The organism is Qipengyuania sp. CAU 1752 (genome assembly GCF_054482615.1).
In genome coordinates, this window is sequence record NZ_JBTLRE010000001.1 from 1,995,438 (window position 1) to 2,018,575 (window position 23,138).

Here is a 23,138-nt window from a genome sequence, read left to right on the forward strand (position 1 = left end):
AGTGGCTCCGACCGCTCACAATCCCCCCATCTCGCAGATGATGCGCCACTCGCTTTCCGTGAGTTCGGCCACCGAAAGGCGTGAGAGGCGTACCAGTTCGCAATCGGTCAATCGCGGTTCGGCCTTGATCTGTTTCAGCGTTACCGGCTGCGGCAGCTTGCGGACCGGCTTGACCTTCACCGCCGCCCACTTGCCCTCCGGATCGGTCGGATCGGTAATCCCGGCTACGCTAACCTCGCATATACCGACGATCTCCAGCCCTTCGCGCGAGTGGTAAAAAAATGCCTGCTCGCCCACTTCCATCGCGGCGAGGTTGTTCTTGGCGCGGTGATTGCGCACCCCGTCCCACACGCCTTCCCCTTCCTTGAGAAGATCTTCCCAGCCGTATTTGAAGGGTTCCGATTTCAGCAACCAGTAACGGGCCATGCGCGACACTCTCCATTTCAAATCAAGCGGGATCTCAGTGCAGAAAGGCACCTATTTCGGCGACAGGTTGGCGCTTTGCACAGTGTTTACGCAATTTTCAATCAAGCCGGGCATATAGGGCACTTATTCCTCCATCGGAGGGCATCGTGGGCCTATAATTTATGACAACAGAGTTGGGCAGTGGGAAAGACGGGCTGAACAAGGCGCGTCGCGATATCGTGGCTCTGGGTATAGCAGCGGCGGCGATCATCCTCTTCGTCGGGACCGGTAGCGCTGTGTTGCCGAAAATTGTCGAGCAATGGTCGAGCGGAACATCGGGCGGGCCAAATATGCTCCTGACCAATGCGTTACTGCTCAACATTGCCCTGATCATATTTGGCTGGCGGCGATATCGCGAATTGCGCGGCGAAATCGAAACCCGGCGCGTGGCGGAAAGTCGCGCGCGGGAACTCGCCGAAATCGACGCACTGACCGGATGTTATAACCGCCGGAGCATCACCTCCGAAACTGACCGCGCCATTGCCCGCGCCCATACCAACGGTAAGGCGATCGTGTTCCTCATGATCGATCTCGACAATTTCAAGCAGATCAATGATCTCAACGGTCACCAGGCCGGGGACGAAGTCCTCGTGCGCGCAGCAGAGCGCATGAGCACGCTGCTCCCGGAAGGTGCGATCCTGGCGCGTCTGGGCGGCGATGAATTTGCCATCGTCCTGTCTTATGACGCCAATTCGCCCGACCATGTCGAGCAATTCGTTGCGCGGCTCATCGATTCCATGTCCACGCCCATGACCATCCGCAACCAGCAGGTCCAGGTGACCATGTCGATCGGGGTTGCCTCGGGAATGTCGGGACGACACGGCGAGCTCAGCGAAGTCGATGCACAGGCGCTTCTTCATCAGGCCGATATCGCGATGTATCACGCCAAGCGGCAGGGAAAGAACCGCTACTTCTGGTTCGAGAAGACCATGGAATCCGAGCTGCGCCTCAGAAACCAGCTGGAAAGTGGTATCCGCCACGGAATCGAACACGGCGAGTTCGTTCCCTATTACGAACAGCAGGTCGACATCGCGACAGGCGAGTTGAAGGGCTTTGAAATGCTTGCTCGCTGGAACTCCCCCCAGCTTGGCATGGTCAATCCGGAAGTTTTCATCCCAGTGGCCGAAGAAGTCGGCGTTATCGGCGACCTTTCAGAAGGCCTGATCAAGCAAGCTTTCGAGGACGCGCGCGAATGGGACCCGTCGCTGACGCTTTCCGTCAACATCTCCCCTGTTCAATTGCGCGATCCCTGGTTCGCCCAGAAACTCCTAAAACTGATGCTGGAATGCAAGTTTCCGCCGCATCGTCTCGACATCGAGATCACCGAAAGCTGCCTGCACGATAATATCGGTGTCGTGCGCACGATGATCACCAGCCTCAAGAACCAGGGCGTCCACATCAGTCTCGACGATTTCGGAACAGGCTATTCCTCGCTGACCCAATTGCGCACTCTGCCTTTCGACAGGATCAAGATCGATCGCAGTTTCGTTGCGGAACTGACTGGCGTGGACGCCAGCTCGCGGATCGTAGAGGCAATCGTCTCTCTCGGAACTGGTCTCGATTTGCCGATTACTGCCGAAGGGATCGAAGACGACAAGATTCTCGAGACCCTTAAGGCGCTCGGGCAGATGAAAGGCCAGGGCTATCACTATGGCCGCCCTGAAAGCGCTGAAGCAGTGCGTGTTCGTCTCGCTTCTGCCGGGCTGCTACTGGAAAACAAAGCAGAGTCGAAGCCAGCGAAAGACCGAAGGTCGCCCAACAAGAGCCGCAAGTCGGCCTGAGGCCAAGACAGACAAGCACCATCTGCCCTTTACGCAGGGGCAGTGGGCCCATAGATGCGCGGGGATGCGTGTTCCCTTCGTCAAGATGCATGGCCTCGGCAACGATTTCGTTGTCCTCGATGCTCGTGAGCAGTCGCTGCCGCCATTGACGGCGGCTACAGCGCGCGCACTTGCCGACCGTACGCGGGGCATCGGGTGTGACCAGTTGATCCTGCTTGAGCCGTCCGAACATGTCGATTTCCGGATGCGCATTTTCAATGCCGACGGATCCGAGGTCGAAGCCTGCGGCAATGCAGCACGGGCCGTTGCCTTGCTGCACGGATCGACTGCTTCGGTCGAAACCGCTGGCGGCAATATTGCGCTTGAGCCAACCGATGGCGGGGCCAGTGTCGACATGGGCAAGCCCCGTTTCGAATGGGAGGCAATCCCGCTCGCATATGCAATGGACACGGCGGCCCTGCCGGTCGGGTGGGAGGATCTCGAAGGACCGGCTGCAGTCAATGTCGGCAATCCGCATGTGATTTTCTTCGTCGAGGATGCCAACGCGGTGCCGTTGGAGCGGCTGGGACCAATGATCGAGACCGATCCGCTGTTTCCGCAGCGGGTCAACGTCAACGTAGCCAATCTGACCGGGGCCAATGCCCTCAACCTGCGGGTCTGGGAACGCGGCGCCGGTCTGACGCGCGCCTGCGGCACAGGCGCATGCGCCACCGCCATTGCCGCCATGCGGCGCGGATTGACCGGTCGCAGCGTCGAAGTCGCCCTGCCCGGCGGAAAATTGCTGATAGATTGGGGCGACGATGACCGCATCATCATGACCGGCCCCGCCGCCGAGAGCTTTCGCGGCAGTTTCGACTGGGGCGACTATTCATGAGCGCCGAAGTCATTTCGCTCGGGTGCCGTCTCAACATCGCCGAGAGCGACCAGATACGCAGCCTTCTGGCACGCGAGGACAATGTGGTCGTCGTCAACAGTTGCGCAGTGACAATGGAGGCGGTGCGTCAGACCCGGCAGGCCATCCGTCGCGCGCGCAAGGCGCGTCCCGATGCGCGGCTGCTGGTCACCGGATGTGCCGCCGATATTGAACGAACACAGCTTGCTGCCATGCCAGAGGTCGATGGTCTGGTGGCCAACACCGTCAAGCTCGATGCACGAGCCTGGAATGTCCCGCCAAACGATGCTCCGGTCCAGCGCGAGCAGCATACGCGCGCCTTCGTGGCGGTCCAGAACGGCTGCGACCATGCCTGCACTTTCTGCGTCATCCCGCAGGGTCGCGGGGCTAGCGTGTCGCTGACGATCGATGCGGTCTTGCACGAAGTCGAGCGGCATCTCCAATGTGGCGCGCCCGAAGTGGTGTTGACCGGGGTCGACGTAACCAGTTGGGGGCACGACCTGCCCGGCAAGCCTGCCCTGGGACGCATGGTTCGCGCGGTCCTCGACACCTTCCCCCAGTTGGAGCGGCTGAGAATGTCTTCGCTCGACGGGATCGAGGTCGATGACGAGTTGTTCGACCTGTTTGCCTGCGAACCGCGGATGATGCCGCACATTCACCTGTCTTTGCAGCACGGCCATGACCTGATCCTCAAGCGGATGAAGCGGCGGCACAGCCGCGCCGATGCGGTGTCCCTAGTGGCGCGATTGAAGGAAGCGCGGCCAGACATCGTGATCGGCGCCGACCTGATTGCCGGCTTCCCGACCGAAACCGACGCGCACCACGCTGCGAACCTCGCGATCATCGAGGAGCTGGATATCGTCCACGGACACATCTTCCCCTATTCGCCAAGGCCCGGAACCCCGGCTGCGCGCATGCCGCAAGTCGGCAAGCAGCTGATCAAGGGCCGTGCAGCCGAGTTGCGCGAGGCGGTTTCGAACGTCCGCGAGGAATGGCTGCACAGTCTTGTCGGTACGCCGCTCAATGTCCTCGCCGAACGCGATGGCAACGGCTATGCGGAGAACTTCGCACGGGTGGCACTGCCCGCTGGCACTCCTGCCGGTTCCATTGTCACCCTGACCCCGACCCATTTCGACAAAGGCCTGCTTTCGTGAGCGAAAACAGCTGGACCCAGCGCCTGTTCGGAGGCTTCCGCAAGACTTCGGAACGGCTGACCGAAAACCTGGCGGTTGCTGCCAGCACCGCGACGCTGGATGATGCAACACTCGACGAGGTCGAAGACGCGCTGATCATGTCCGATCTCGGGCCTTCGGCAGCGGCCCGAATCCGCGAGAGGCTGCGGGAGAAACGCTTCGGCCTGCAGATCAGCGAACGCGAACTGAAGGAAGCGGTGGCCGAGGAAATCGCCGAAATCTTGCGTCCGGTGGCTATACCGCTCGAAATAACGGCTTTCCCACGCCCGCAGGTGATCCTGGTCATCGGCGTCAACGGCAGCGGCAAGACCACCACCATTGCCAAGCTCGCCCATTGGCTCAAGGAAGACGATTACGAGGTCATGCTGGCCGCAGGTGACACCTTCCGCGCTGCCGCCATTGCCCAGCTTGCCACCTGGGCGGAGCGGGTCGGCGTGCCGATCATCAGCGGACCACAGGGCGGCGACCCGGCCAGCATCGTGTTCGACGGCGTCAAGGCCGGGACCGAGCGTGGCACCGATGCGCTGGTGGTCGACACCGCCGGACGGTTGCAGAACAAGCGCGAGCTGATGGACGAGCTGGCCAAGATACGAAAAGTGCTCGGCCGCCTCAATCCGGAGGCGCCGCATGATGTCATCCTGGTGCTCGACGCCACCAATGGCCAGAACGCACTCAACCAGATCGACGTTTTCAAGGAACTGGCCGGCGTAACCGGTCTCATCATGACCAAGCTTGACGGCACTGCGCGTGGCGGTGTGCTGGTGGCCGCTGCCGAGCAATATGGCCTGCCCATCCACGCCATCGGCGTGGGCGAGAAAATCGACGACCTGCGCCCGTTCGATCCCGACCTGGTGGCGCGGGTTATTGCGGGGATTGCATGACCGACGAAACGCAAGTGACGAAGAAAAAGGGTTCCGGCTGGCTCAACGTGGCTGTCGACTACGGACCGCTGCTGGTGTTTTTCTTGACCTATCGCTGGATGGCGCCGGACGAGCCCAATTCCGCCGCCGAGATCGCCGCCATTATCAAGGGCACCCTGGCCTTCATGGTCGCCTCGGTAGTGGCGCTGGTCACCTCCAAACTGCGGCTGGGCAAGGTTTCGCCGATGCTGTGGTTCTCGACCGTACTCATCATCGGCTTCGGAGCGCTGACGGTGTTTTTCGGCGACGAGACATTCGTCCAGATCAAGCCGACCATCGTCTATCTTGTCATGGGCACCGCGCTGCTGGTCGGTTGGTACTACGGTCGATCGTTACTCAAAATCCTGCTCGACACCGCGTTCGAGGGCTTGTCTGACGAAGGCTGGCTCAAGCTCAGCCGCAACTGGGGATTCTTCTTCTTCGCGCTTGCAGCCCTCAACGAGGGCCTGCGTTTCTATCTCGAATTCGGCGACTGGCTGGCAGCCAAGCTCTGGGTATTCCTGCCACTGACATTCCTGTTCACCTTCACCCAGATTCCCATGCTGCTTAAGCACGGGCTGGCGCTGGAAGATGCCGATGACGTGGTGAAGGACGAGCCGCCCACGGCAGGGTGACACGTCGACGTAGAATGTGAGGTCGTGAGCGAACGGCCTCATTTTCGCTAAGTGTCGACAGCGTGTATACCCCGAACCGAATATGCGGTGTTGGGAGAAGAAATGACGCTATCGGCCTGGAAGTTTGCCGTTGTCCTCGCAATTGCTGGCTGCGCACCAGCGAAAACCTTGCGAACTGTGCCTGAAAGCGAAGCTCTCGGCAGGACAGAGACGACAGCTTCGACCGCAGGTATAGTCGAGCGTCGGTCTCTACAGAGTGCGCTTCTGAACGAAGGCGTCACCTACCACGTCTATCTACCGCAGATGTACGCCATGAGTACGGATCGTCTGTATCCTGTGGTTTACTGGCTTCATGGATCTGGGGGGTATCCACCGGGGGTCCTCGAGATGCTGGCATCGCGTTTTCACCACGCAATGGACAGTGGCCAAATGCACCCTGCCATCATCGTTTTTCCGGACGGATTTGAAGGTACCATGTGGGCTAACGCAGCTGACGGAACCCGTCCGGTCGAAGACATGATAGTCAAAGAACTCGTCCCTCACATTGACGCAGAGTTTCGGACCCAGGCCATCGCGAGTGGGCGACTACTCGAGGGAGCCAGCATGGGAGGATACGGTGCAGCCCGTCTAGGCTTGCTCTATCCAGATATTTTCGGAGCAATATCGATGATCAATCCGGGCCCCATGCAACCAGTTCTGGATCCAGAGGACGCTCCAATTGTCGGTCGCGCAAAGGCGCAGGCGACGCTGGACCAGGTGTTCGGAGGTGACACGGGACACTTCGAACGACAAAGTCCTTGGAACCTTGCAACGTCTTTCGCAAAACGAAACTGCTCCAACACCAAAATACGGATGCTCCTCGGGAAAAGCGATCCGATGACGCCAACCAATTTAGATTTCTCGCGTCGCTTGGAAGAGCTCAGAATCGCTCACGAGCTGGAGCTCGTAGTAGATGCCGACCACGATCCTAAAGCTATGTTCGCCAATCTGAAGGATGACTATTGGGATTTTTTCGGACTGGCTTTTAATAAGAATTCGGCGCGGGCTACGGAGTGCCATTAAGAGGCAATTTCGTAGCGACCTAAGTCAATGTTGTTCTAGCAGGCGCTAATCCCTCTCGGCGGCAATTGAAGTCCGCCGTGCCGAATTGGCTCCAAGTCGGCGATTGGGTCAATGGAACACTAGATTCGCACTTGGCTTCCCAGCTCCACCACTCGGTTGGTCGGCAGGGCGAAGAACTCCATCGCGGTCGCGGCGTTGCGTAGCATCCAGGCGAAAATTCTCTCGCGCCAGATCGGCATGCCGGGCTTGTCGCTCGGCAACAGGGTCTGGCGGCTGAGGAAGAAGCTGGTCTGCATCATGTCGAACTCGCCGCCGCATTGCTGCATCTGCTTGAGCCCTTCGGGAACATTGGTTTCTTCCATGAAGCCATAGTGAAGTACGGCGCGGTAGAACCCTTCGCCGATCTGCGAGTACTCGCAGCGCTTGGCCGGGTCGACATAGGGGATGTCCGAAATCTCGACTGTCAGGATCACGACCCGCTCGTGCAGCACCTTGTTGTGCTTGATATTGTGCAACAGGGCAGAGGGGACGCCAGCCGTGCTCGAAGCCATGAAAATGGCGGTACCCGGCACCCTTGTGGCGCTGTTATGGGCAGACTTGGCAAAGATTTCGATTGGCAGCGCGACCTCGCTCATGCGGTCGCGCATCAGCTTGCGGCCGCGCGCCCAGGTGGTGAGCAGGGTAAAGACGATCAGGCCGACCACCAGTGGGAACCAGCCGCCATCGGGCACCTTGGTCAGATTGGCGGCGAAATAGGCGCCATCGATGATGAGGAAGACCAGCACCACCGGCGCTGCGTACCACCACTTCCACTTCCACACGCCGACCAGCAGGACCGCCATCAGCAGCGTGTCGATGGTCACAGCGCCGGTCACCGCGATGCCGTAGGCAGAGGCGAGGTTGGACGAATTCTGGAATGTCAGCACAAGCACGATGACAGCCACCATCAGCGCCCAGTTTATGACCGGGATGTAGATCTGGCCCGAATGGGAATCGCTGGTGTGGCGCACCGAAAGGCGCGGGATAAAGCCGAGCTGGATCGCCTGGTGAGTGATCGAGAACGCCCCCGAGATCACTGCCTGGCTGGCGATGAAGGTCGCAAATGTGGCCAGGATCACCAGCGGCAATTGCAGCATTTCAGGCGCGAGCAGGAAGAACGGCGCCTTGATCGCTTCGGCCGCCTCGGGCGCGCTTAGCGAGACGATCATCGCCCCTTGCCCGAAGTAGTTGAGCAACAGGCACGGCATGACGAAGCCGAACCAGCTCAGCTTCATCGGGCCACGCCCGAAGTGCCCCATGTCGGAATAAAGTGCTTCCGAGCCGGTAACGGCCAGCACGACCGAGCCCAGCGCGAGGAAGGCCAGCGTGCCGTCGTTGATGAAGAACAGCACGGCGTAATAGGGGTTGAGCGCGTAGAGAATCTCGGGGTGCTGGACGATCGAAATCAGGCCCAGCGCGGCGATGACGGTGAAATAGACGATCATCACCGGGGCGAACATCATCCCCACCTTGGCTGTCCCGCGCTTTTGCAGCACGAACAGGCCGACCAGCAGGACCAGTGCGATGGGGATGACGAAGGGTTGTAGTTCGGGGTCGACCACCGTCAGCCCCTCGACCGCCGACAGGACCGAAATCGCCGGCGTAATCATGCTGTCGCCATAGAACAGCGAAGTCGCGAACACGCCCAGCAGGACGACTAGCCAGCCATAGCCGGTATTGCGCACATTGCGGCTGATCAGCGCCACCAGCGCCAGGCTACCCCCCTGCCCCTTGTTGTCGGCGCGCATCAGGATGCTGACGTACTGGATCGACACGATCAGCGTCATCGACCAGAATATCAGGCTGACGACACCGAAGACGTGGTTGTAATCGATCGGCAGCGGGTTGGGCCCGACGAAGGTTTCGCGGAAGGCGTAAAGCGGACTGGTGCCGATATCGCCGAAGACGATACCGATCGCCCCGATCGCCAGCTTGGTGGTGTGATCGGTGTGCTGACCGCCCTCACCCGAAGGCGCGCGGTCATTCAATGCAGACGTATCGCTCATAATACCGGTTAGTCCGACCCTATGGCTTGTTCCGCTGCGATTACCCCGTCCGAGCGGTCATTCCGCGACCCGCAGCACCCTTTGTCAAAGGACGGGCGCGACTAGCAGCCTGCCCGGGACCATGCAAGAATTCACTGATGGTCACTGTGTCAGGCCTTCGGCCGGCACCTCGCCTTGTAAAGTGCCTTGCCGCGCCTCCTGTTGCGCGGCGACAGTTACCATCAATTGGTCCAGCGCCGCCAGGCGTTCGGCCATGAATTCTCGCCCCACTGCGTCCTCTTCGGCCTGGTCGAGCGCATTGCTCCATATTTCGCGTGCACGCGGCAAGTCGCCCGACCGCAAGGCCACCACTCCCGCGAAGAAGACCGGCCCCAGGTCGTCGTCGAGAGTGTCGGTCGCCCTGCGCAACGCCAGCTCTGCCGGTGGGGTCAATTGGCCACCAGCGTGTTCGACCAGCGCGACATGCAAGGCGAGCCAGGCCTCACCGTCTTGCGGATTGCGAGCCACCACACCACCGAGGATACCAGCGGCGCGGTCGAAATCGCCCCTGCGAGCAAAGCCGTCGGCAACGGTGACAAAGCTGCTCGGCATCGCGGACGGTTCGAAGAAGCTGCGCCGTGCGTCAACCAGCCCCTCTCCGCCTTGCGAAACTGCCTCGCGCGCCTGCGCTGGTGCGGAAGCGTAGTCCGGCGTTCCCTGCCAAGCATAGCCGGCGAGCCCAAACACGATCACCGAAGCGAGCAAGGTCCACAAACTGCGTTGCGACCTGAGCAGAAACGCGCCCATTGCGAAAACAGATATCGCCAGCGCGCCGATGGCCAGCCAACCAATCATGAGCGCCGCATCCTGCGCCAGAACAGCATAAGCGCCAGAAGAAGTAGCAAGACAGGCACGGCAAACAGCGGCCAAGTCGAACGGCTGAGCGATGGCTCGTAGCTGATATAATCGCCGTAGCGTTCCATCATCCAGCCGCGAATGGCTTCAGGGTCTTCGCCAGCGGCGATCCGTGCGCGAACCTGGTGGCGCATATCACCCGCGATGGCAGCGTCGCTGTCGGCAATCGATTGTGACTGGCAGGTCAGACAGCGCAGGCTCTCCATCAACGACAGGGCCGCACGTTCCTGCGCCGGGTCTGGGAGCTGGACGTGCGCATAAGGCGCTTCTGACGCTGGTTGCGCCAGCGCCGGTGCGGCAACCAGTGCCAAGGCTAGGAAAAGGATACGGATCACCGGGCTTTTTCCAGTTCGTCCAGAATTACCGGCACGTCGCGCGAACCGATCGGGCCGAGATGTTGGTAGCGTATGATCCCGCTGCCATCGATCACGAAGGTTTCAGGAACCATACCCGAGCCAACTGCTACCTTGAGCTCGGAAAACTGGTCCCGCGCAATGGCGATGTAGGGATTGCCGTAGCGTTCGAGAAAAGCGGCACTGTCCTGGGGCCTGTCTTGCAAGGCCGAGCCAACGATGGGCGCGCCTTTCTCAGCAAGTTCCTCCAGATAAGGCACCTCGGCTATGCACGGCGCGCACCAGCTAGCCCAGATGTTGAGCAATTTTGGCGTTCCGTCCTGGAAGATTGCCTCGGTGACATGCGGATCGCCTTCGGTAAGTCCTGGCAAATCGAACGTCGGGACCGGCTTTCCGATCATCGCGCTGCGAACCAGATTTTCCTTCGGCTGCGTAAGCTGGTAGGCAGCTAAGCCGGCAAAGAACAGGAACAGGGCCAGCGGTATCCAAATGGCCAGTCGCTTCATCATGCAGGCTCCTCGCCATGGCGGATGGCAATCTGGCGCAGGATGTCCCGCCGCCGCAGATGCGCCCAGACATGGCCCACCAAAGCCAGAACGCCACCCAGGGCTATCAGCAAGCCGCCATACCAGATCAATGTCACGAATGGTTTCCACCAAAGCCGCAACTGCCAGCGCCCATCACCGGTCGCCTTGCCGAGCACAGCGTAAAGCTGCCCGTTCCAACGGGTTTCAAGTGCGCTTTCCGTAGTTTCTTGCACCGGATCCACAAATACTCGCGCTTGCGGACGCATTTCTTGTATCGGCCCACCGTCGTAGCGCGCTGACACCCGCGCTTCGAGGGCGGACCAATTGGGTCCCGCAGTTGGGACAACCCCATCGAGAGTGACCATCCAGTCGCCCACTACTACGGATTCGCCGGGTGCCATCGCGGCAAGCTTCTCTCGCGTGAACGCGGCTTCGCTGGCCATGCCGAACAGTGTCACCGCTACCCCGAAATGCGCCAGGACCATGCCCCAGCTCGCCAACGGCACCCGCAACACCTTGCGTCCCCATAATGGCTGGAAGCTGGCGACCCCGAGAGCGGCGGCAAGCGCCAGGCCTAGCAGCGGCAAGAGCTCAAAGTCGCCCAGTAGTCCGGCCAGGATCAGCGTCATGACGAAGACAGCGCCTGTGAATGCCACGGGCCGGGAAATGCGCCCCAGCCTGTCGCGACGCCAGCGCAATAGCGGCCCGACGCACAAGACCAGGATCATTGGCACCAGGAAGATTGCACCGACCGGATTGAAATAGGGTGGTCCAACCGAGACCCGCGTCCCCATCGCTTCGGACAGGAGCGGATAAAGCGTTCCCAGCAGGACCACGCCCAATATCGCGCTCAACATCACGTTATTGAACACCAGTGCGCTCTCACGGCTCGCCGGAGCGAAGCGCTCCCCTTCCGCAATCACATTGGCGCGCAAGGCAAACAGCGCCAGCGCGCCGCCGATATAAAGGATCAACAGCGCGAGGATAAAGGCTCCTCGTTCGGGATCGACCGCAAATGCATGAACGCTGGTGAGCACGCCCGAGCGAACCAGGAATGTGCCGAGCATGCTCATCGAGAACGCCACCACGCCCAGCATGACAGTCCATGTGCGCAGTGCATCTCGCGATGCCAGCACGCTTACTGAATGGAGCAGCGCAGTCGCCGCCAGCCAAGGCATGAGCGAAGCGTTTTCGACCGGGTCCCAGAACCAGTATCCGCCCCAGCCCAGTTCATAATAAGCCCAGTAGGAGCCTGCCGCGATGCCAAGTGTCAGGAATACCCATGCTCCGAGCACCCATGGCCGCATCGCGCGGGCGAAATCAGGGGTCACCTGACGTGTGACGAGCGCGCCAACGACGAAGCTGAAAGCGACCGACAGGCCGACATAACCGACGTAGAGAGTGGGCGGATGGAAGGCGAGGCCGATGTCCTGCAGCAGCGGATTGAGGCCCATGCCATTCACTGCCGGCACCGGCAGCCGTTCGAACGGATTAGAACTGAAAAGTAGGAAGGCGAAAAAGCCCAATGCTACAAATCCTTGCGCCGCCAGGGTCGCTTGCAGTGTGCGCTCGGGCAGGCGGGTTTCCAGCCAGGCGATCGCCGCACCGGCCAAGGCCATTACAGTGACCCACAGCAACATCGAGCCTTCGTGATTGCCCCAAGTGCCGGTCAGCTTGAACAGGATCGGCTTATCGACATGCGAATGGCTGGCGACCAGCTTGACCGAAAGATCGGTGATAGCGAACAGCCACAGCAGGCAGGCAAAGGCGATTGTCAGCAACAGGCCTTGCAAGATCGCGGCTGGCCGGGTCAGCCCGGCAATCGCATCGCCGCCGTCACGCAGGGCGAGCGATCCGCACAACATCTGCGCGAAGCTAAGAGCGGCTGCCATCCACAGCGCCGCAAGGCCGAGTTCGGCGATCATTGCGTGTTAGTATCCTGCAAGCTTTCCGGAGCCTGGTGTTGCTGCAGGTCCTGCAATTCACGCGGGACGTAATTCTCGTCATGCTTGGCTAGCAATTCTTCCGCCTTGAACGTGCCATCGGCCCCGTAGCGCCCCTCCGCGACTACCCCCGACCCTTCAACGAAAAGGTCAGGTAGCAAGCCCTTGAACAGGACCGGCACCCGCGCTTTGCCATCACCTACGACAAAGGCGACCGTGATACCGTCTTCCAACGTGCGCAGCGAGCCTTCCTCAACCATTCCGCCTAGCCGCACCGAACGATCGGGCCCGGGGCGATCGTCGACAATTTCGCTAGGCACGTAGAACAGGCTCGCGGTATTGCGCAGCGCCCAGGCCGCCAACAATCCTGCCCCGATCAACGCCACCAGAGCAACTATGGCGAGGACCAGTCGCTGGTGCTTGGGCTTGAGCATGGTCATTTGCGCCGCGCTCGTTCCCGCCGGGCCTCGGCGCGTGTCATGCTCCACCAACTCCAGGCAGTGACCGCGAGAGTTCCGACAATGCCGAGCACATAGGCTGCGATCACGAAGTCCCATTGATCGAGCGCTTCGCGCATCATGCCGTCTCCATCGCCCGGCGACGCAAGCGCGCATCGGCCTGGATGTTGGCCAGGATCGTGCGCATCCGGGCCAACACGATCCCGCCGAAGATAAGAGAGAAGCCCAAGGTGGCGACCATCAGCGGCCACATGAATTCGGGCGCGATAGCACTCTTGCCAAGTGTGATCGAAGGCGGCTGATGAAGCGAATTCCACCAAACCACGCTGCGATTGATGATGGGGATATTGATTACGCCGACCAATCCGAAGATCGCAGGGATTCGCGACGATGCGCCCTCGCGCTCGGTTGCTTGCGCCAAGGCGATATAGGCGACGTAGAGGAACAGCAGCACCAGCATACTGGTCAATCGTCCGTCCCAAACCCACCACTTGCCCCAGGCCGGTCTGCCCCAGATCGAGCCGGTGGCGAGGCAGATGGCGGTGAAAAGCATACCCGGCGTGGCCGCGGCGCGGGCGGCTATGGCAGCAAGCGGGTGACGCCACACGAGATGGACAAGGCTGGCAATGGCAATCGCGCTCCACCCGGCCATGCCGAGCCAGGCGGCCGGCACATGGATGAAAAGGATTCGCACCGTCTCGCCCATCAATCGATCGGGCGGAACCTGTGTCAGGCCCCACCACAGCGCGATTGACGTGACAATAAGGCCGCCAGCGAGCAGCAGCGGTGTCAGCCACCTTGCCAGTGACAGAAATCGTCGGGGATTAGCAAAACCATGCATCGGGGAAACCTTGGCTGCTTCTACCCGCCCAGCCCCACCCCTGCAAGCGGGACCAGTGGCGGTATCAGCGACCAATCAGTTTCTGCGCGAGACGGTCGGCAACGACATCGGCGGGGACGCCGGTCTCATCACTTTCCTGCCATATCTGGACCAGCCGTTCAGGTATCTGAGCGATCCGCTTGCGGACCTCATTGATACCGCCTGCACTACCCTCTTGCCGATCGAGATATTCCTGCGCGACGCTGATAATGCCGCCGGCATTGATCACATAGTCCGGGGCATAGAGGATCCCGCGTTCGGCAAGCACTGCGCCATGGCGTGCCCGCGCAAATTGGTTGTTGGCGCCCCCAGCGACGATAGCACAATCGAGTCGGGCAATGCCCTCGTCATCCAGGATCGCGCCCAAGGCATTCGGGCTGAAGACATCACAAGCCGTACTCATGATGGCGTCAGGCCCTACCGAGTGGCCACCCAGCTCGTTCGCCAGTGCCGCAGCTCGGTCTTCGTTAATATCGGAAACGGTCAGCTTGGCGCCGTCCTTGGCCAACAGGCGCGCGACACCGCCGCCGACGCTGCCGGTACCCTGGATAGCGACATGAATGTCTTTGAGATCATCCTTGCCAAGCTTGTGCCGAACGGCTGCCTTGATGCCGTGATAAATACCCATGGCCGTGAACGGGCCGGGATCACCACCGGCAGAGCCCTCTCCTTTGACAGGAAGGCCCGACACATAGCTCGTGCGCTGCGACACGGCGACCATGTCCGCTTCAGAGATGCCGACATCTTCGGCGGTAACATATTTACCACCGAGCGCCTCGACCGCATCGCCAAAAGCTTCAAGCAGGGCCGGCGTCTTGTTTTGGTTCGCATCAGCCAGAATTACGGCTTTCCCGCCGCCCATAGGCAGGCCTGCCATGGCGTTCTTGTAGCTCATCCCGCGGCTCAGCCGCAGCGCGTCGCTCATTGCGGCCAGAGGGTCGGGATAGTGCCAGAAGCGAGTGCCGCCGGCGCCCGGGCCGAGGTGGGTAGAGTGAATCGCTATGATTGCCGTCAGGCCCGACTTGGGATCGCGCACAAGCTGCACCAGCTCGTGATCGTCATAGTCCGCCTCGGTCCAGAAAGCCGTCATTGCGTTCATCGTCCCCTGTCCCTGTTCGGGGTGGAATACTGCGCATTTCGGGGCAGATAATGGGGCGATCGAGGGGTCTCGAACCCCCGACCTCCGGTACCACAAACCGGCGCTCTAACCAACTGAGCTACGATCGCCACAAGCCCCGAAGTGCCGTGTGAATCGGGGCTGTTACCTTCATCGACGCATCCGTCAAGGGCACGTCAACGAGGGCGCGAGCCTGTTGCACAAGCGACCTTCCATGTGAAGCGAAAAGTGCGTGTAAATGTCAGTCGCGCAAGATTATTACGCTCCCCTTGCAGCGCACATCGGCATCGTTAGACAATTATCCGATGTTGAGATCGGGCGAATCCAGTGCCGAAAGAATATGCGCCTATGGGGGCGTTCAGCGCCTACCTTACGAGAAGCTCGAAATTTTTCAGCGCAAGGCGTTTCTAGAACCTGAAATGTGCGAGGAGCTCGTTGCACTGATTGATGCCAATCGCCGCCCTTCAACCCTCGCCGATCACAATGGCGACGACTATTTTCGCACCAGCGAGACTTGCGACTTGGAGCCCCAGGAACAGGCGGTTCGACGATTGGAAAAGTTACTGGAAAAGCTCAACGGCATCGATCCGGCATATGGCGAACCGGTCCAGGGACAACGCTACGACGTAGGCCAGGAATTCAAGCCCCACGTCGATTGGTTCAATCCCGGCGGCCAGGACTGGGAAAAATACTGTTCGGTATCGGGCCAGCGCACCTGGACCTTCATGGTCTATCTTAATGATGTGGAGGCTGGCGGCGCGACGAGGTTCAAGGCGATCAAGAAGAGCTTCCATCCGGAAACGGGCAAGCTCCTGTGCTGGAACAATCGCAAACCTGACTTTACCGGAAACGTGAACACCATGCATCACGGGATGAAGGTGCGCCAAGGCATGAAATATGTGATAACCAAGTGGTATCGTGAACGGCCGTGGGGATGGGAATGACTGAATTTGCCGATATCGAGAACCAGTTGAAGGCGCGTCTCGCCGACCTGCTGGAACGCGCTGAAGTCCTAGAAGACGATCTGCGCCATCCACTTGAAGCGGATTCCAGCGAACAGGCTATCGATCTCGCTGATGACCAAGCGCTGGAAGGTGTAGACAATGTCCTGCGCGAGGAAATCCAGCAGGTGCGATTTGCGCTCGCCCGCATCGTCAACGGTACCTATGGCATCTGCGCAAAATGCGGCGAGCCCATATCGAAGGAAAGGCTGGAAGCGCGCCCGATTGCGACACGCTGCATCAAATGCGCCTGACAAAAGGAAAAGGGCGGCCCCGTCGGACCGCCCTCCCCTTACAGCACGAGGCTGCAAAGCGTTGATTTCGCTTATTTCTTGAGGCTGAGACCACCGAAGCGCTTGTTGAAAGCGGCAACGCGGCCACCTTCCTGAAGCTGTTGCTTGCCGCCGGTCCAGGCCGGGTGGCTGGTCGGGTCGATCTCGAGCGAGAGGGTTTCCCCTTCATTGCCCCAGGTCGAGCGGGTCTGAAACTCTGTACCATCGGTCATCTTGACCGTGATCATGTGATAGTCGGGGTGCCCTTCGGCCTTCATGGTCTGTGTCCTTCAAGCTTGTGCCCGGTTCCGACCGGACATGCTGTGTTTCGGCAAGGGCGCGCCAATAAGGGCACGCGCATGATTTGGCAAGCCTTGCGTCAGTTGGCCGGCGGGTCGGCGATCATTGCCGTGAACTCGGCTTCACTGTGAACAGTGCCCTCGACGCTCGCCTTGCCAGCGAACTTGTATACCCGGCTACGTTTCTGGGTGAACTCGACTTCCAGGTCGAGCAGGCAGCCCGGTGTCACCGGTTTGCGGAATTTGGCGCCCTCGATCCCCATGAAGAAGACGAGCTTACCGGTCCCGGCCAGTTCGAGCGTTTCGATGCCGAGGATCGCCGCCGCCTGTGCCATGGCCTCGATCTGCAGCACCCCGGGCATGATCGGAGCACCGGGGAAATGGCCCTGGAAGAACTCCTCGTTCATCGTCACGCCCTTTACCGCGTGGATACGTTCGCCAAGCTCGATCGACCGAACGCGGTCGACCAGGAGCAACGGATAACGATGCGGGAGGGCCTTCAGCACCCGCTGGATGTCGTAGTTGCCCTGCTCGCTCATATCCTTTGCCCCTGTGTCGTTCGTTATCGCGCCTTAGCGGCCGGTAGGCTGCTGCGGAGCCGGCTGCTGGTTGCCTTGCTGCTGCTGCGCAGCCGCCTGCTGTGCGGCCATCAAACGCAACTGGTTGATGGTCTGGTGAACCTGGATGGTTTCACGACGCGGACGGAAATTCGAAGGCGGCGTGCTGGTGACCGTCGGTACAGCCTTATTGAGCGCAGCGGCGATATCGGCCGATACGTCGGCCTGTTCGGCACCGTGCTGGAACACGTCGGGGACCAGCATCAGCTTGATGCCCTTTTGCTGGATGACCTGGGTCTGCGCCGCGCTGTAGCGCTCAAGCAGTTGCTCGATGACGTAAAGCTGAGCCAGCGCGATCGGGTTCTCGATGCTTTCAATCTGGCTCTGCTTCTGCTGGATCTGCTGCACAACATTGGCTTGGGCGTCAGCTTCCGCCTGCGAGACGTTGCCGTCACCATTTGTGTCGAGACCCTGCGACAGCGTGCGCGCTTCCTGGCGAAGCGTAGCGATCTGCTGCAACTGGCTGGAATAGGTGGTGTCGATCTGGCGATAAGCCTCGACCCGCGCCTGAGCGTTATAGACCACACCTTCGGGGCTGCTGGTGGCGATGCCGTTTACCTGCGCGTGAGCGGGGGTTGCAGCGGCCACCATACCGGCAGCAGCAAGCGAAGCAGCGAGGGAGATTTTTACAAGAGATTTCATCAGAACTGGGTTCCTACGTTGAAGCTGAAAAGTTTGGTGTCATCGCCCGGCTGCTTCTTGAGCGCATAGGCGAAGTCGATCCGGAACGGACCGAATGGCGAATTCCAATTGACCCCGATGCCGGCCGAAATACGCGGACTTGGCGAATCGCCCAAGAAGACTTCCTGGAACGGGTCAATGCTCTGGTTGAGCGGTGAGTTGGGGGTGCCGGTGGTGGAATCGACTGCATCCGTCGTCGGTAAGCCGGCTGCGGTTACATAGAGCGGATTCCCCAGTGCGTCGCGGATCTGGAACTCCAGTCCGCCAGGGAACGGGCTGTTCTGCAATACCGGTGTGGTGACATTGAACAGCGCGCCAACGTCGACAAAGATCGACGGACGAAGACCCAGATCGGCGGCGCCACTGCCGAGCGGAACTTCAAGTTCGGCGCGGCCGAGATAATAGGCATTGCCGCCAATGGCATCGTCGCCGATGCGGTTGCGGTCAGTGACAACGAGCGGGTTGCCGGTGCCGTCATCGATGATCGGCTGGCGCAGGACACGCGGACCGACGCCGCGGATATCGAAACCGCGAATCTGTGGTTCACCAAGGAAGAACCGATCGGTCAGCCGGACATCATCGACGCCAGGCTCATTGCTGCGGTTTTCCAGCCCATGAATGTAGCCGCCTTCAGCCGAGAGCGAGAAGACGAAGCCGTTCATCACGCGCCAGAACTTCCGAGCGTTGGCTCGCGCCTTGATGTATTTGACGCTGCCGCCGAGACCGGCGAAGTCGAGATTGAGTGTTGCCTGTTCGCCGCGAGTCGGGCGGAAGCGACTGTTGAGCGTGTCGTAGACCAGCGTCGTACCAAGAATCGAACTTGTCCGGTCGCCAATCACGTCACAAAGGAATCGTCCGGCCAGCAGCGGTTCACAGGTGCGGATACCGTCACCATCGAAGTCGGCAAAGAATGTGTTCTCGTCGAGCGAAATCTCGTCAAAATTGAGCGTATACCGTCCAATTAGGGAGACATACTCGGACAGCGGCACACCCAGGCTGAGCGAACCGCCCGTGGTGGTCTGTTCAAACGTCGTGTTGCGATTGCTGCCGACGAAATTGAAGCTGCTGAGGTCACGCCGGTAGATGTTGGCGCTTGCCGAGACATTGCGGTCAAACAGATACGGCTCGGAGAAGCTCAAATTGACCGAGCGCGAATAGCGCGACCATTGCACGCTAGCGCCGACCGTCTGGCCGCGACCGCGGAAATTGCGTTGGCGGATCGATGCCGCGAGCAGGAAGCTCTCGATCGAAGAGAAGCCGGCCGAAAGCTGCAATTCGCCGGTCGGCTGTTCCTCGACATTGGCTTCGAGGATGATGCGATCGGGATCGGCAGTTTCCTTTTGCTCGATCTCGAACTGCTCTTGGAAGAAGCCAAGCGAGTTGATCCGGTTGGTCGAACGCTTGACCCCGAGCGAGTTGAACGCATCGCCCTCTGCGATACGGAACTCTCGGCGAATCACCTTATCCTGCGTCAGCGTGTTACCGTTGACGTCGATGCGCTCGACATAGACGCGCGGAGCCTCGCTGATGGCGAGCGTAACGTCCATCGTGCGCTCGTCCTTGTTACGCTGGAAGCGCGGACGAACCTCGGCAAAGGCGTAGCCAAAGGTACCGGCGAGCTCGGTCAGCTGCTCGGTGATGTCCTCGATGGTCTGGGCGTTATACCATGCACCCGGCTCGATAGTGAGCTGGCTGGTCATGGTCGCACTGTCGAAATCGCGCAGGTTGGAATCGACCTTCACTTCGCCAAATTTGTAGCGTTCGCCTTCTTCGACGACATACGTGATGATGAAGTCACGCTTGTCGGGGGTCAGTTCGGCCACTGCCGAGACGACGCGAAAATCGACATAGCCTTCCGTAAGGTAGAATTCGCGCAGCTTCTGCTGATCAAAGGCGAGCCGGTCGGGGTCGTAGCTGGTATTGCCGCTGAAGAAATTGACCAGCCGCGATTCCTTGGTGATCATCTCACTCTTCAGGTCGCCATCGTCGAAAACTTCGTTCCCGATGACGTTGATCTGGCGGACCTTGGACTTGGGGCCTTCACTGATCTCGAAGACTAGATCGACGCGGTTCTGGCTGAGCTGTACCGTCTTTGGTTCGACCGTGGCGGCAAAGCGCCCCTGCCGCTTGTAAAGCTCGATAATGCGCGCGACGTCGGCACGGACCTTGGAACGGGTGAAAATCTGTCGCGGGGCGAGCTTGATCTCGGGGACAATCTTTTCGTCCTTGAGCCGCTTGTTCCCTTCCAGGATGATACGGTTGATAACGGGATTTTCCGTCACCTCGATAATGACATTACCGTTTTGATTGCGCACGCTGGCTTCGGCAAACAATTCGGTCTGATACAGGTCCTTGAGCGCCTGGTCGGCGGCGGCCTGGGTATATTCCTGGCCAGGACGAAGCTGGATATAGGTGAGAATCGTACCCGGCTCGAGGCGCTGCGCACCCTGAACGGCAATCGTCTGGATGATGTCACGCTGGGGGGCAGGTGACGGAGCTGGCTGCTGTGCAGATGTCGGCTGCGCCGGTGCTGTGGTATCCTGAGCAAGGGCCGACACCGGCACACCTGCGAGGATGGTGCCCGATAACAAGGCGAGCGCAAGATGCTTGTGAGGGCGCGGCGAAAATCGAGAAACAGGGGTCGAGCCCATGTCGGTTCCAGTCATTGCGAAAATGTGTCCCGTCCAGTTTGTGTTCCGGCCCGGATCCTCGCCTGCTCAATGACGCACGGCTGCCGGATCGAATGATCCGCCGCCCATTGCCCGATGCGTCGCCCCCAATCAAGCAGGAGAGTGTCCTAACAAACCTCTGATGCCTTCCTGTCCCCTACAATCACCCAAATAGCGACAGCGAAGCCAGGTCGTTGAAAGTGACGAACAGCATCAGCATGATCACGAGCGCCATGCCAGTACGATACGCCAGCTCCATTCCACGGGGACCAACCGGTTTCCTGCGAACGGCTTCTGCCGCGTAGAAAGCCAGGTGCCCACCGTCGAGGCCGGGGATTGGCAGGAGGTTGATGAATGCCAAGTTAAGCGAAATGAGCGCGGCGAAATCGATAAAGGAAATCGTTCCGAGGCTGAGCCGCTCGCCGGAATATTTGGCGATTTTGACCGGTCCGCCCAGCTCCTTGATCGACCGTTCACCGGTCACGATCTGCTTGATACCGATGGCCATGGTTTCGGCGATGAACCAGGTCCGGTCAAACGACAGCGCTACCGCTTCGCCGATGCCGACATCTGTGAAATCATAGCCGACCGCCGCAGGGGCTACCCCGATGCGGCCGACCGTGCCTTCGTTGCCAAATTGGTCGGTTTCCTTGACCGCGCGGATGGTGAGCGGGAATTCCAGCTCCTTGCCATCCCGCAATACCGTCAGCGTCACGTCGCGGCCCGGATAGAGCGCGATATTCTGGACCAACGTGTCGAAACTATCGATCTGGGTGTCATCCACGGCAACAATCTGGTCGCCCACCGCCAGGCCCACTTCTTGTGCCACTGATCCCTCGGCGAATTCACCGACTTCGGTGGAGCCTACCGGATCGGACTGGACCGGGTTGCCGAGAATCGAGAAAAATCCAATAAATATCGCCAGGGTGACGAGGATATTGGACACCGGCCCCGCGAGCACGATCAACGCGCGCTTGCCGAGCGAGGCGTGATGGAAGCTGCCAAATCTCTCTTCCGCGTTGGCATCGGCTATCGCCTCGCCGTCGGGAACGCTCGCAGGATTCATGTCACCCTTGAACTGGACATACCCGCCAAGCGGCAGGACCGAAATCTTCCAGCGGGTGCCTTCCTTGTCGGTCCAGCCGACCAATTCCTTGCCGAACCCGATCGAGAACGCTTCCGCCTTCACGCCGCACCAGCGCCCGACCAGGTAATGGCCCAACTCGTGCAGGGTAATGAGCGGGCCCAGCAGCAGCAGGAAGCCCAGCGCATACATCCAGAAGGGCGGTGATTCGATCATTCAGGCACTCTCCAGCAGGGCGCTGGTGCGCGCCCGCGCTTCGCCGTCGAGCGCCTGGACTTCATAGAGCGAGGTCGGCGCCTGCGCGATAGCGGTTTCGTTCAGGATTTCCTCGACTGATACAGCAATGCGAGTGAATGGTATCTGACCGTCCAGAAACGCGGCGACGGCAATCTCGTTGGCGGCATTGAGCACGGCTGGAGCGGCCCCTCCGGCATGAGCAGCCTCGCGTGCCAGCCGCGTCGCCGGGAAACGCAGTTCGTCCGGGGCGAAGAAGGTCAATTCTCCTTGCGCCACGAGGTCGAGCGGATCGCAAGGCGTATTCATCCGGCGCGGCCAGGCAAGGCATGATGCAATCGGCACCTTCATGTCGGACGGACCGAGCTGCGCCAATGTCGAACCGTCGCGATATTCGACCATCGAGTGGATCACCGATTGCGGGTGAACGATGATCCGGATGCGGTCGAGCCCGACCGGAAACAGGTGATGGGCCTCGATGAATTCGAGCCCCTTGTTCATCATTGTTGCGCTGTCGACGCTGATCTTCGCGCCCATGGACCAGTTGGGATGCGCCACCGCTTGCGCCGGGGTGACGCGCGCCAGTTCCTCAGCCGAAAGCCCCAGCAAAGGGCCGCCACTGGCGGTCAGGGTGATCCAGCGCACGTCTTCGATGGCATTGCCTGCCAGGCACTGGAAAATCGCGTTGTGCTCGCTGTCGACCGGCAACAGAGTTGCGCCGTGTTTCGCGACGGCCGCCGTCATCACTTCACCGGCCGAGACCAGCGCCTCCTTGTTGGCGAGTGCTATTGTGCCGCCCTGCTCGATCGCCGCCATCACCGGCCCAAGGCCGGCGCAACCAACGATTGCCGCAACCGTGATGTCCACTGGCCGCGCCGCTGCTTCATGTAATGCTTGCGAGCCGGCAGCCGCCTCGGTCGAGGTGCCCGATAGCGCCTCGCGGAGGGCGGGCAGGCAGCTTTCATCGGCCACCACAGCAATGCGTGCATCAAATTCACGCGCCAGCGCCGCGAGTTCCTTAACGCTCGAATTAGCCGTCAGCGCCTCAACCCGCCACGAAGATCGATCCTGCCGGAGCAGGTCTAGCGTCGAGGTTCCTACAGAACCTGTCGCACCAAGGAGGGTAATCGATCGCAT

At 60.3% G+C, this 23,138-nt stretch carries 24 protein-coding genes and 1 tRNA gene; 8 read left to right on the forward strand and 17 right to left on the reverse strand.

Going from position 1 to position 23,138, the window contains the following annotated elements; all coding sequences use genetic code 11:
* Positions 1 to 15 precede the first annotated feature (15 nt).
* Positions 16 to 426, reverse strand: a complete 411-nt coding sequence (locus tag ACXYL9_RS09745; RefSeq protein WP_459039303.1) for an EVE domain-containing protein — start codon at positions 424 to 426, stop codon at positions 16 to 18.
* A gap of 161 nt (positions 427 to 587) precedes the next feature.
* Between ACXYL9_RS09745 and ACXYL9_RS09750 the strand changes: the two genes are divergently transcribed.
* The 6 genes from ACXYL9_RS09750 (at position 588) to ACXYL9_RS09775 (ending at position 6,927) form a co-directional block, all read left to right on the forward strand.
* Positions 588 to 2,246, forward strand: a complete 1,659-nt coding sequence (locus ACXYL9_RS09750; RefSeq protein ID WP_459039304.1) for a putative bifunctional diguanylate cyclase/phosphodiesterase — start codon at positions 588 to 590, stop codon at positions 2,244 to 2,246.
* Positions 2,247 to 2,310: 64 nt separating this feature from the next.
* Positions 2,311 to 3,120, forward strand: coding sequence for a diaminopimelate epimerase (gene dapF, locus ACXYL9_RS09755; protein WP_459039305.1), 810 nt, complete (start codon positions 2,311 to 2,313; stop codon positions 3,118 to 3,120).
* Entirely contained in the window at positions 3,117 to 4,292 is a 1,176-nt protein-coding gene (locus ACXYL9_RS09760) for a MiaB/RimO family radical SAM methylthiotransferase (RefSeq protein ID WP_459039306.1), read from the forward strand. The genes dapF and ACXYL9_RS09760 overlap by 4 nt, the downstream gene beginning before the upstream one ends.
* A complete protein-coding gene (ftsY, locus tag ACXYL9_RS09765) occupies positions 4,289 to 5,212 on the forward strand; it encodes a signal recognition particle-docking protein FtsY (protein ID WP_459039307.1) in 924 nt (307 codons plus the stop codon). The genes ACXYL9_RS09760 and ftsY overlap by 4 nt, the downstream gene beginning before the upstream one ends.
* Positions 5,209 to 5,865, forward strand: a complete 657-nt coding sequence (locus tag ACXYL9_RS09770) for an inner membrane-spanning protein YciB (RefSeq protein ID WP_459039308.1) — start codon at positions 5,209 to 5,211, stop codon at positions 5,863 to 5,865. The genes ftsY and ACXYL9_RS09770 overlap by 4 nt, the downstream gene beginning before the upstream one ends.
* A gap of 102 nt (positions 5,866 to 5,967) precedes the next feature.
* Positions 5,968 to 6,927 carry an alpha/beta hydrolase gene (locus ACXYL9_RS09775; protein WP_459039309.1) on the forward strand — a complete coding sequence of 320 codons (960 nt, stop codon included), beginning with the start codon at positions 5,968 to 5,970 and terminating at the stop codon, positions 6,925 to 6,927.
* 119 nt (positions 6,928 to 7,046) lie between these two features.
* Here the strand turns inward: ACXYL9_RS09775 and ACXYL9_RS09780 are convergent, their stop codons facing one another.
* From ACXYL9_RS09780 to ACXYL9_RS09825, 10 genes are all read right to left on the reverse strand, one after another.
* Positions 7,047 to 8,972, reverse strand: coding sequence for a potassium transporter Kup (locus ACXYL9_RS09780; protein ID WP_459039310.1), 1,926 nt, complete (start codon positions 8,970 to 8,972; stop codon positions 7,047 to 7,049).
* 141 nt (positions 8,973 to 9,113) lie between these two features.
* On the reverse strand, positions 9,114 to 9,806 hold the full coding sequence (locus ACXYL9_RS09785) for a tetratricopeptide repeat protein (protein ID WP_459039311.1): 693 nt from the start codon (positions 9,804 to 9,806) through the stop codon (positions 9,114 to 9,116).
* Positions 9,803 to 10,201, reverse strand: coding sequence for a cytochrome c-type biogenesis protein (locus ACXYL9_RS09790; protein WP_459039312.1), 399 nt, complete (start codon positions 10,199 to 10,201; stop codon positions 9,803 to 9,805). The genes ACXYL9_RS09785 and ACXYL9_RS09790 overlap by 4 nt, the downstream gene beginning before the upstream one ends.
* On the reverse strand, positions 10,198 to 10,728 hold the full coding sequence (locus tag ACXYL9_RS09795; protein WP_459039313.1) for a DsbE family thiol:disulfide interchange protein: 531 nt from the start codon (positions 10,726 to 10,728) through the stop codon (positions 10,198 to 10,200). The genes ACXYL9_RS09790 and ACXYL9_RS09795 overlap by 4 nt, the downstream gene beginning before the upstream one ends.
* Positions 10,725 to 12,671, reverse strand: a complete 1,947-nt coding sequence (locus ACXYL9_RS09800; protein WP_459039314.1) for a heme lyase CcmF/NrfE family subunit — start codon at positions 12,669 to 12,671, stop codon at positions 10,725 to 10,727. Before ACXYL9_RS09800 ends, ACXYL9_RS09795 begins: the two co-directional genes overlap by 4 nt.
* Positions 12,668 to 13,129, reverse strand: coding sequence for a cytochrome c maturation protein CcmE (ccmE, locus tag ACXYL9_RS09805; RefSeq protein ID WP_459039315.1), 462 nt, complete (start codon positions 13,127 to 13,129; stop codon positions 12,668 to 12,670). The genes ACXYL9_RS09800 and ccmE overlap by 4 nt, the downstream gene beginning before the upstream one ends.
* Complete coding sequence (locus tag ACXYL9_RS09810) at positions 13,126 to 13,269, reverse strand: hypothetical protein (RefSeq protein ID WP_459039316.1); 144 nt, start codon at positions 13,267 to 13,269, stop codon at positions 13,126 to 13,128. Before ACXYL9_RS09810 ends, ccmE begins: the two co-directional genes overlap by 4 nt.
* A complete protein-coding gene (gene ccmC, locus ACXYL9_RS09815) occupies positions 13,266 to 13,988 on the reverse strand; it encodes a heme ABC transporter permease CcmC (RefSeq protein ID WP_459039317.1) in 723 nt (240 codons plus the stop codon). The genes ACXYL9_RS09810 and ccmC overlap by 4 nt, the downstream gene beginning before the upstream one ends.
* A gap of 64 nt (positions 13,989 to 14,052) precedes the next feature.
* Positions 14,053 to 15,117: a Leu/Phe/Val dehydrogenase gene (locus ACXYL9_RS09820; RefSeq protein WP_459039885.1), complete on the reverse strand. Its 1,065-nt coding sequence runs from the start codon at positions 15,115 to 15,117 to the stop codon at positions 14,053 to 14,055.
* A gap of 60 nt (positions 15,118 to 15,177) precedes the next feature.
* Positions 15,178 to 15,254 (reverse strand) — tRNA-His (locus ACXYL9_RS09825).
* Between the two features lie 195 nt (positions 15,255 to 15,449).
* Here ACXYL9_RS09825 and ACXYL9_RS09830 point away from each other — a divergent pair.
* Together ACXYL9_RS09830 and ACXYL9_RS09835 are read left to right on the forward strand one after the other, a co-directional pair.
* A complete protein-coding gene (locus ACXYL9_RS09830; RefSeq protein ID WP_459039318.1) occupies positions 15,450 to 16,088 on the forward strand; it encodes a prolyl hydroxylase family protein in 639 nt (212 codons plus the stop codon).
* Positions 16,085 to 16,399, forward strand: a complete 315-nt coding sequence (locus tag ACXYL9_RS09835) for a TraR/DksA family transcriptional regulator (protein ID WP_459039319.1) — start codon at positions 16,085 to 16,087, stop codon at positions 16,397 to 16,399. The genes ACXYL9_RS09830 and ACXYL9_RS09835 overlap by 4 nt, the downstream gene beginning before the upstream one ends.
* A gap of 71 nt (positions 16,400 to 16,470) precedes the next feature.
* Here ACXYL9_RS09835 and rpmE read toward each other — a convergent pair whose 3' ends face one another.
* From rpmE to dxr, 6 genes are all read right to left on the reverse strand, one after another.
* Complete coding sequence (gene rpmE / locus ACXYL9_RS09840; RefSeq protein WP_459039320.1) at positions 16,471 to 16,695, reverse strand: 50S ribosomal protein L31; 225 nt, start codon at positions 16,693 to 16,695, stop codon at positions 16,471 to 16,473.
* A gap of 101 nt (positions 16,696 to 16,796) precedes the next feature.
* The gene (gene fabZ, locus ACXYL9_RS09845; RefSeq protein WP_459039321.1) at positions 16,797 to 17,255 is read right to left on the reverse strand and encodes a 3-hydroxyacyl-ACP dehydratase FabZ; all 459 of its coding nucleotides are present in this window, start codon (positions 17,253 to 17,255) and stop codon (positions 16,797 to 16,799) included.
* Between the two features lie 33 nt (positions 17,256 to 17,288).
* Complete coding sequence (locus tag ACXYL9_RS09850) at positions 17,289 to 17,975, reverse strand: OmpH family outer membrane protein (RefSeq protein ID WP_459039322.1); 687 nt, start codon at positions 17,973 to 17,975, stop codon at positions 17,289 to 17,291.
* The gene (gene bamA, locus ACXYL9_RS09855; RefSeq protein WP_459039323.1) at positions 17,975 to 20,680 is read right to left on the reverse strand and encodes an outer membrane protein assembly factor BamA; all 2,706 of its coding nucleotides are present in this window, start codon (positions 20,678 to 20,680) and stop codon (positions 17,975 to 17,977) included. Before bamA ends, ACXYL9_RS09850 begins: the two co-directional genes overlap by 1 nt.
* Positions 20,681 to 20,846: 166 nt before the next feature.
* Positions 20,847 to 21,983, reverse strand: coding sequence for an RIP metalloprotease RseP (gene rseP / locus ACXYL9_RS09860; RefSeq protein ID WP_459039324.1), 1,137 nt, complete (start codon positions 21,981 to 21,983; stop codon positions 20,847 to 20,849).
* A complete protein-coding gene (dxr, locus tag ACXYL9_RS09865) occupies positions 21,984 to 23,138 on the reverse strand; it encodes a 1-deoxy-D-xylulose-5-phosphate reductoisomerase (RefSeq protein ID WP_459039325.1) in 1,155 nt (384 codons plus the stop codon). It abuts the gene before it with no gap.

Bases quoted from the DNA above. Each gene is read 5' to 3' on its own strand.
- ACXYL9_RS09770 (WP_459039308.1), top strand. From the start codon at position 5,209: ATGACCGACGAAACGCAAGTGACGAAGAAAAAGGGTTCCGGCTGGCTC.
- ACXYL9_RS09820 (WP_459039885.1), bottom strand. From the start codon at position 15,117: ATGACGGCTTTCTGGACCGAGGCGGACTATGACGATCACGAGCTGGTG.
- ACXYL9_RS09795 (WP_459039313.1), bottom strand. From the start codon at position 10,728: ATGATGAAGCGACTGGCCATTTGGATACCGCTGGCCCTGTTCCTGTTC.
- ACXYL9_RS09750 (WP_459039304.1), top strand. From the start codon at position 588: ATGACAACAGAGTTGGGCAGTGGGAAAGACGGGCTGAACAAGGCGCGT.
- rpmE (WP_459039320.1), bottom strand. From the start codon at position 16,695: ATGAAGGCCGAAGGGCACCCCGACTATCACATGATCACGGTCAAGATG.
- bamA (WP_459039323.1), bottom strand. From the start codon at position 20,680: ATGACTGGAACCGACATGGGCTCGACCCCTGTTTCTCGATTTTCGCCG.
- ACXYL9_RS09800 (WP_459039314.1), bottom strand. From the start codon at position 12,671: ATGATCGCCGAACTCGGCCTTGCGGCGCTGTGGATGGCAGCCGCTCTT.
- ACXYL9_RS09785 (WP_459039311.1), bottom strand. From the start codon at position 9,806: ATGATTGGTTGGCTGGCCATCGGCGCGCTGGCGATATCTGTTTTCGCA.
- ACXYL9_RS09775 (WP_459039309.1), top strand. From the start codon at position 5,968: ATGACGCTATCGGCCTGGAAGTTTGCCGTTGTCCTCGCAATTGCTGGC.
- fabZ (WP_459039321.1), bottom strand. From the start codon at position 17,255: ATGAGCGAGCAGGGCAACTACGACATCCAGCGGGTGCTGAAGGCCCTC.
- ACXYL9_RS09835 (WP_459039319.1), top strand. From the start codon at position 16,085: ATGACTGAATTTGCCGATATCGAGAACCAGTTGAAGGCGCGTCTCGCC.
- ACXYL9_RS09760 (WP_459039306.1), top strand. From the start codon at position 3,117: ATGAGCGCCGAAGTCATTTCGCTCGGGTGCCGTCTCAACATCGCCGAG.
- ACXYL9_RS09745 (WP_459039303.1), bottom strand. From the start codon at position 426: ATGGCCCGTTACTGGTTGCTGAAATCGGAACCCTTCAAATACGGCTGG.
- ccmC (WP_459039317.1), bottom strand. From the start codon at position 13,988: ATGCATGGTTTTGCTAATCCCCGACGATTTCTGTCACTGGCAAGGTGG.
- ACXYL9_RS09850 (WP_459039322.1), bottom strand. From the start codon at position 17,975: ATGAAATCTCTTGTAAAAATCTCCCTCGCTGCTTCGCTTGCTGCTGCC.
- dxr (WP_459039325.1), bottom strand. From the start codon at position 23,138: ATGCGATCGATTACCCTCCTTGGTGCGACAGGTTCTGTAGGAACCTCG.
- ACXYL9_RS09810 (WP_459039316.1), bottom strand. From the start codon at position 13,269: ATGATGCGCGAAGCGCTCGATCAATGGGACTTCGTGATCGCAGCCTAT.
- dapF (WP_459039305.1), top strand. From the start codon at position 2,311: ATGCGTGTTCCCTTCGTCAAGATGCATGGCCTCGGCAACGATTTCGTT.
- ccmE (WP_459039315.1), bottom strand. From the start codon at position 13,129: ATGACCATGCTCAAGCCCAAGCACCAGCGACTGGTCCTCGCCATAGTT.
- rseP (WP_459039324.1), bottom strand. From the start codon at position 21,983: ATGATCGAATCACCGCCCTTCTGGATGTATGCGCTGGGCTTCCTGCTG.
- ACXYL9_RS09830 (WP_459039318.1), top strand. From the start codon at position 15,450: ATGTTGAGATCGGGCGAATCCAGTGCCGAAAGAATATGCGCCTATGGG.
- ACXYL9_RS09780 (WP_459039310.1), bottom strand. From the start codon at position 8,972: ATGAGCGATACGTCTGCATTGAATGACCGCGCGCCTTCGGGTGAGGGC.